Genomic DNA, 6,904 nt, shown 5'->3' with positions numbered 1-6,904 from the left:
TCCTGCCTGCGGCGGCCGTGGTGGGTGGTCGCCCCGGGCGGGCGCTGTCACTGGTTGCCGCAGGCCGGCACGGTCGGCGTGTCCAGCCAGGGCAGGTCGTGGCCCATCCGGTCGCGCTTGGTGCGCAGGTAGCGGATGTTGTGCTCGCCGGCGGTGACGGGCATCGGCTCGCGGCCGGTGACCTCGATGCCGTACCGGACGAGTGCCTGGGACTTGTCGGGGTTGTTGGTCAGCAGGCGGACTCCGCGCACCCCGAGGTCGGCGAGTATCTGCGCGCCGGCGGCGTAGTCGCGGGCGTCGGCGGGCAGGCCGAGCTCGAGGTTGGCGTCGAGGGTGTCGCGTCCGCGTTCCTGGAGTTCGTAGGCGCGCAGCTTGGACATCAGGCCGATGCCGCGCCCCTCGTGTCCGCGCAGGTAGACGACGACGCCCCGCCCCTCCGTCTGGATGCGGTCCAGGGAGGCGTCCAACTGGGGGCCGCAGTCGCAGCGCTGGGAGCCGAAGATGTCGCCGGTGAGGCATTCGGAGTGGACCCGCACGAGGACGTCCCGGCCGTCGCCGATGTCTCCGTGGACGAGGGCGACATGTTCGACGCCGTCGATGGTGGAGCGGTAGCCGTAGGCGGTGAACACGCCGTGGGAGGTGGGCAGCCGCACCTCGGCCTCGCGGCGGACGGTGGGCTCGGAGGTGCGGCGGTAGGTGATCAGATCCTCGATGGAGATGATCGTCAGGCCGTGCTTGCGGGCGAACGGGATCAGTTCGGGCAGGCGCAGCATCCGGCCGTCCTCGCCGGCGATCTCGACGATGGCTCCGGCCGGGCGCAGTCCCGCGAGGCGGGCGAGGTCGACGGCGGCCTCGGTGTGGCCGTCGCGTTCGAGTACGCCGCCGGAGCGGGCGCGCAGCGGGAAGATGTGGCCGGGGCGGACGAGGTCGGCGGGCTCGGCGGTGCCGCTCGCGAGGAGTTGGAGCGTGGTGGCCCGGTCGGCGGCCGAGATGCCGGTGCTCACGCCGTGGGCGGCGGAGGCGTCGACGGAGACGGTGAACGCCGTCTTCATCGACTCGGTGTTGTCCTCGACCATCTGCGGGAGGCGGAGCCGGTCCAGTTCGTCGCTCTCCATGGGGGCGCAGATGAGTCCGCGGCATTCGCTCATCATGAAGGCGACGATCTCGGGGGTCGCCTTCTCGGCGGCGACGACGAGGTCGCCCTCGTTCTCGCGGTCCTCGTCGTCGACGACCACGACGGGGCGGCCGGCCGCGATGTCGGCGATGGCCTGTTCGACCGGGTCGAGCATGGGGTCCTCGAACTCCTCGGTGCTGTAAAGGATCGGTGCCGCGCTCATGCCTGCGCTCCTTCCAGGGCGGGGCGCGCGTCCTCGCGGGAGCGCAGCCACCAGTCGCGCAGTCCCCACAGGACCAGTGCGCCGTAGATGACGTAGACGAAGCCGGAGAAGGCGAAGCCGTTGGCGAAGTTCAGCGGTACACCGACGAGGTCGACCAGCAGCCAGGCGAACCAGAACTCGACCATGCCGCGGGCCTGGGCGTACATGGCGACGATGGTGCCGACGAAGATGTACGCGTCCGGCCAGGGGTCCCAGGACAGGGACGGGTACAGCGTGAACAGTCCGCCCACCGCGAGGGTGCCGACCGCCGCGGCGCCCACCATGAGCAGGCGTTCGAGGCCGGTGGCGAACCGCACCGCGATGGAACCGTCCTGCGCCTGCTGCCGACCGCGGTTCCACTGCCGGAATCCCCAGGCGGCGACGACCATGACGACGATCTGCTTGCCCGCGCTGCCGGAGAGGTGGGCGGTGGCGAAGGCCGTGAAAAGGATGGCGCCCGAGACGAATTGGGCGGGCCAGGTCCAGATGGAGCGCCGCCAGCCGAGGGCCAGGGCGGCCAGACCGATCACGTTGCCGATCATGTCCGACCACTTGATGTGCTGGTCGAAGAGGGTGAAGGCCTCCGAGTTCAGCCAGTTCACCGTGCGGCCCCCTCACCGGCGGCCGAAGCGTCCACGACGGGGGCGCCGACGGCCGGAACACCGATCGCGCGGTCGCCGATCAGCCGCTCGACGTATTTGGCGATGACGTCCACCTCGAGGTTGACCGGGTCGCCGCTCTGCTTGAGCCCGAGGGTGGTCAGGGCGAGGGTGGTGGGGATCAGGCTGACGGTGAAGAAGTCCTGCCCGGCGTCGACGACGGTGAGGCTGATGCCGTCGACCGTGATGGAGCCCTTCTCCACGACGTAGCGGGAGAGTTCGGCGGGGAGCGAGATCCTGACGATCTCCCAGTTCTCGGACGGCTCGCGTCCGAGGATCCGGCCGGTGCCGTCGACGTGCCCCTGCACGATGTGGCCGCCGAGGCGGGCGCCCAGGGCCATGGGGCGTTCGAGGTTGACGCGGGAGCCGACGGCGAGAGCACCGAGGCTGGAACGGTTCAGGGTCTCGGCCATCACGTCCGCGGTGAACTCGTCGTCCTCGTGGTCCACGACGGTGAGGCAGACACCGTTGACGGCGATCGAGTCGCCGTGCTTCGCGCCCTCGGTGACGGCGGGGCCGCGCAACCGGAAACGACAGGCGTCGTCAAGGGTCTCGACGGCGGTGATCTCGCCCAGTTCTTCGACGATTCCGGTGAACACTTCCCGGGTCCTCCTGCCTCTTCGGGCACGGACTCCGGGGCTGCCGATGACGACAGAAGTACGGGCGAGGGCACCGGGAGCGACGCCGGACGGAGCCCGCCACGAGGACGGACCGGTACGGCGGCGCGCATGAATGCCCGCCCGCCGCGCACTGCCTCCCATCCGGACTTTAACCGTCGGTCCAGGAATTTCACCTGGTCAACCGGCCACTGGAAGCGGCCGGGTCGCGGACTGTAACCGCCGGTTCGGACTTTCACCGACCCCGGAGTGCGCTGCTGCTGGTACAGGGCCAGTGTGCCACGCCCGCCCACTGTCCACACAGGCGCCGGGTGTGGGCTGCCTCACAGAAAGCGACACCGTGCGCCGTCACCGCAGGACAGGCCCCCGGAGGGCGGCCCGCGACCACCCAACCGCCGCCCCCTTTCGCACCCTTGGGCACCACCGGAGCACGCCTGGATACCCCCGCATCTGGTCCATACCTATTGACGGAATGGTCTAGTCCTCTTACCGTCTGCTTCAGCCTCCTCAGAGACCGGCCCGGCGGCGGTGACGACGGCCCTTGCCCGCCGCCGGGCCTCACCACCGTGCCCGCCGGCCCCCGCTCGCCGGGCCGGTCGGCGGTCCCGTGTCACATTCCCGGAGGACGTTCCGTCTCTCTCCTGATGAACTCGACAAAGGTGCGCCGGCAGGAGCGCCGGCGTCCGACGACAGGACCTGAGGAGCTGAACGGCATGACCACAATCCTGGTGACCGGCGGTACGGGAACCCTCGGCCGGCATGTCATCGAGCGGTCGCGGACGGGCGCGCAGGAGGTGCGGGTGCTCAGCCGGCACTCCCAGCCGTACGCCGTCGACCTGCGCCGGGGCGGCGATGCGCTGGACGCGGCCGTCACCGGCGTGGACACGATCGTCCACTGTGCGACCACCCAGCGCGGCGGCGACGAGGAGGCGGCGAAGAACCTCGTGGCGGCGGCGCGGCGGGCCGGGGTGGGGCATGTCGTCTACATCTCGATCGTCGGTGTCGACCAGGTGCCGTTCGGCTACTACAGGACCAAGCTCGCGGTGGAGCGGCTGATCGAGGAGTCGGGGCTCGGCTGGACCGTGCTCCGTACGACCCAGTTCCACGACCTGGTGCTCACCCTCCTCCAGGGACTGGGCAAGGCTCCGGTGATGCTGCTGCCGGCCCATGTGAAGGACCAGCCGATCGAGGTGACCGAGGTCGCGGACCGCCTGGCGGAACTGGCCCGGGGCGGGCCCGCGGGGCGCGTCGCGGACATGGGCGGGCCGGAGGTGCGCACGTTGGAGTCCCTGGCGCGTTCCTACCTGGAGGCCGCGGGCCGCCGCCGCGCGGTGGTCAAGGTCCCCCTTCGGGGCGCGGCGTACCGCGCCTTCCGTGCCGGCGGCCATCTCGCCCCGGAGCACGCGGTGGGCAAGGGCACCTTCGAGGAGTTCCTGGCGGCCCGGGCGCAGCGCGCACGCGCGGGCAAGTGAGCGCGCACCGGGTGAATGAGCCGCCGCGGGCGCCGCGGGGGCGTGCGCGGCGCCGAGGGGGCGTTTCAGTGGGCGTGCCCCTGCGCGGCCGGGCCGAAGAGTTCGTCCTGGGCGTGGTCACGGGCTGTCAGGAGGGCGCCTCGCAGCACCGCTCCGCCGCCCAGGACACTCGCCCGCACCTCGGTGGGCAACGGTGACATCCGGGCCGTCCGGTCCTGCACGCGGGCGGCGAGTTCCTCGCCGCCCGCCTGTCCGATCTCCCCGCCGAGCACCACGCACCCGGGATCCAGCAGCGCGGCCACCGACGCGACCCCCACGGCGACGCGGTCGGCGAGGGCGTCGAGGAAACCCGCGTCCGCGGAGCCCGGCTCCTCCCCCGCCCGCGCGACGGCCGCCCGTACCGCTCCCGCCGCCGGTTCCCCTCCCGGCTCGGCCACGACCCCGTACTCCCCCGCCAGTTCCGCGACCGCCGCCGCCGATGCGAGGGAGTGGAAGCCGCCGCCGCAGTCCGTGGCCGACGGCAGGCCCGACGTGCCCGGGACCGGCAGGAAGCCGATCTCACCCGTGCCGCCGGAGGCGCCCCGGCGCAGGGCGCCGTCCAGGATCACGGCCGCGCCGGTGCCGTGGCCGAGCCACAGCAGGACGAAGGTGTCGCGGCCGCGGGCGGCCCCGTCGCGCTGCTCGGCCAGGGCGGCGAGGTTGGTCTCGTTCTCGAGGCTGACCCGCGTCCCGGGCAGCCGTTCCTGAAGCGCGGCGACCAGCAGGCGGTGCCATTCCGGCAGCCCCTTGGAGTCGCGCAGTTCCCCGCTCGCGGGGTCGATCAGCCCGGGGGCGCCGACGCCGATGGTGTGCGGCCGGTCGGCCCCCGCCTCCTTCAAGGTCCGCTCGACCAGGGTCACCGCCCGTTCCACGGCCGGGCCCGTCCCGGCGGCCGGAGCGATCGGCACGGAGGCCTCGGCCAGGACCGTGCCGACGAGGTCGGACACGGTCACGGCGACGCCCTCGGTCCGCACGTCGAGTGCGGCCAGGTGCGCCCGGTCGGCGACGATCCCGTACACCTTCGCGTTCGGCCCGCGCCGTTGCTCCCCGGCCTCTCCGACCACGGTGATCAGCCCGGCCGCGGTCAGCCGCTCGGCGAGGTCGGCCACGGTGGGCCGGGACAGCCCGGTCAGCTGCTTCAACTGCCCGGCCGTCAGCGGGCCTTCCTGCTGGAGCAGCCGCAGGGCGAGCCGGTCGTTGATGGCTCGGGCAGTGCTCGGGGATGCGGCCATGGCGTGATCCTTCCAGATCGGCGGGCGGCCGGCGGCGGGCGGCCGAAGTCACGGCAGCAGGACCGGACCGGGCTGGACTGGGCTGGACTGGGCTGGACTGGCGAAAATCCCCTTATCTTTCAGGCAGGGTTCCTGATAGTTTACGCGACGCGTCAGGGATGCCCAAGGCGACCGGGAGGGGCGGGACCATGAGCGCAGAGGTGTACGGGCAGCGCGAGGTGCGGCGGGCGCGGTACGCCGTGGGGGCGGTGTTCGCCGTGCACGGCGCCGTCACGGGCTCGTTCGCCACCCGCGTACCGTGGATCCAGGACCATGCCGGCGTGAGCCCCGGACAGTTGGGGCTCGCGCTCGCCTTCCCCGCGCTCGGCGCGTCCGTCGCGATGCCGCTGGCGGGGCGCATCAGCCACCGCTTCGGCGCCCGGGCCGCACTGCGCGGGCTGATCGCTTTGTGGACGCTCGCGCTGGTCCTGCCCTCCGTCGCCCCGAACCTGCTCACCCTCTGCCTGGCCCTGTTCGCCTACGGCGCCACGGCCGGCATGTCCGACGTGGCGATGAACGCCCTGGGCGTGGAGGTGGAGAACCGGCTCGACCGGTCGATCATGTCCGGGCTGCACGGCATGTGGAGCGCCGGCGCCCTGATCGGTTCGGCGGCCGGCACGCTCGCCGCGCACCTCGGTGCGGACGCCCGGCTGCACCACACGCTCGCGGCCGGTGTCCTGACCGTGGTGGGCGTCGCCGCGGCCGGCCACGTACTCGATCTGCGGTCCGCCGCGGACGAGGAGCCGCCGCCGAGGTTCGCGCTGCCGCCCCGCTCCGCGCTGCTGATCGGCGCGATCGGCTTCTGCGCGGTCTTCGCGGAGGGCGCGAGCCTGGACTGGTCGGCGGTCTATCTGCGTGACCAGCTGGAGACCTCGGCCGGTCTCGCTGCGGCCTGCACCACCGGTTTCACGCTCACCATGGCGGTCGCCCGGATCGCCGGGGACCGGGTGGTGGACCGCTACGGCGCGGTGCGCACGGTCCGCGCGAGCGGTGTCGTCGCCGTCTGTGGCGGACTGCTGATCGTCCTCGCGCAGCACCCCGCGACGGCGATGGCCGGCTTCGCGCTGATGGGTCTCGGCATCGCGGTGGTGGTGCCGCTGTGCTTCGCCGCGGCCGGCCGCAGCGGCAGCAACCCGAGCCTCGCCATCGCGGGCGTCGCGACCGTCACGTACACCTCGGGGCTGATCGCTCCGAGCGCGATCGGGCTGCTGGCCCAGGCAACCAGTCTGGTGGTGTCGTTCGTCCTGGTCACGGTGTTGTCGTGCGGTCTGGCCGGCTTCGCGGGCGTGCTGCGCGCCGGGGACCGGGTGAAGATCGCCCGGTCCGACGCGGCGGTTCCCGACCCTCGGCCCTGACCGTCGCGTTCCCCGGGACCGGGCACGCCCGGGGACGCTCCGGGCGGGCGCTCTGCGCGAACGCTCCCCGCCCTCCCCCCGCGAACGGAGCATGCCTGATCAGCCCGCACAATGG

General features: G+C 72.7%; 6 protein-coding genes and 1 riboswitch. Of the genes, 2 read left to right on the top strand and 4 right to left on the bottom strand.

Annotation, left to right across the window (positions count from 1 at the left end; translation table 11 throughout):
• Nucleotides 1-47 precede the first annotated feature (47 nt).
• Genes ACFP2V_RS18895 through ACFP2V_RS18885 form a run of 3 tightly spaced genes read right to left on the bottom strand, consistent with a single transcriptional unit; the run spans nucleotide 48 to nucleotide 2,634 of the window.
• The gene (locus tag ACFP2V_RS18895; protein WP_381213374.1) at nucleotides 48-1,337 is read right to left on the bottom strand and encodes a bifunctional 3,4-dihydroxy-2-butanone-4-phosphate synthase/GTP cyclohydrolase II; all 1,290 of its coding nucleotides are present in this window, start codon (nucleotides 1,335-1,337) and stop codon (nucleotides 48-50) included.
• Entirely contained in the window at nucleotides 1,334-1,978 is a 645-nt protein-coding gene (locus ACFP2V_RS18890; protein ID WP_381213371.1) for a nicotinamide mononucleotide transporter family protein, read from the bottom strand. The genes ACFP2V_RS18895 and ACFP2V_RS18890 overlap by 4 nt, the downstream gene beginning before the upstream one ends.
• Nucleotides 1,975-2,634 (bottom strand): riboflavin synthase, encoded by a 660-nt coding sequence (locus ACFP2V_RS18885; RefSeq protein ID WP_381213368.1) that lies wholly within the window; start codon nucleotides 2,632-2,634, stop codon nucleotides 1,975-1,977. The genes ACFP2V_RS18890 and ACFP2V_RS18885 overlap by 4 nt, the downstream gene beginning before the upstream one ends.
• A gap of 144 nt (nucleotides 2,635-2,778) precedes the next feature.
• A riboswitch (FMN riboswitch) is annotated at nucleotides 2,779-2,909 on the bottom strand.
• Nucleotides 2,910-3,365: 456 nt separating this feature from the next.
• Here ACFP2V_RS18885 and ACFP2V_RS18880 point away from each other — a divergent pair.
• A complete protein-coding gene (locus ACFP2V_RS18880; RefSeq protein ID WP_381213365.1) occupies nucleotides 3,366-4,124 on the top strand; it encodes an SDR family oxidoreductase in 759 nt (252 codons plus the stop codon).
• A gap of 65 nt (nucleotides 4,125-4,189) precedes the next feature.
• Here the strand turns inward: ACFP2V_RS18880 and ACFP2V_RS18875 are convergent, their stop codons facing one another.
• Nucleotides 4,190-5,395, bottom strand: coding sequence for an ROK family transcriptional regulator (locus tag ACFP2V_RS18875; protein WP_381213362.1), 1,206 nt, complete (start codon nucleotides 5,393-5,395; stop codon nucleotides 4,190-4,192).
• 188 nt (nucleotides 5,396-5,583) lie between these two features.
• Here ACFP2V_RS18875 and ACFP2V_RS18870 point away from each other — a divergent pair, with 188 nt between their 5' ends.
• A complete protein-coding gene (locus tag ACFP2V_RS18870; RefSeq protein WP_381213359.1) occupies nucleotides 5,584-6,789 on the top strand; it encodes an MFS transporter in 1,206 nt (401 codons plus the stop codon).
• Nucleotides 6,790-6,904 lie beyond the last annotated feature (115 nt).

It is taken from the genome of Streptomyces incanus, from assembly GCF_042656345.1.
Classification (GTDB): Bacteria; Actinomycetota; Actinomycetes; order Streptomycetales; family Streptomycetaceae; genus Streptomyces; species Streptomyces incanus.
This window is presented reverse-complemented; position numbering and strand designations above follow the sequence as displayed.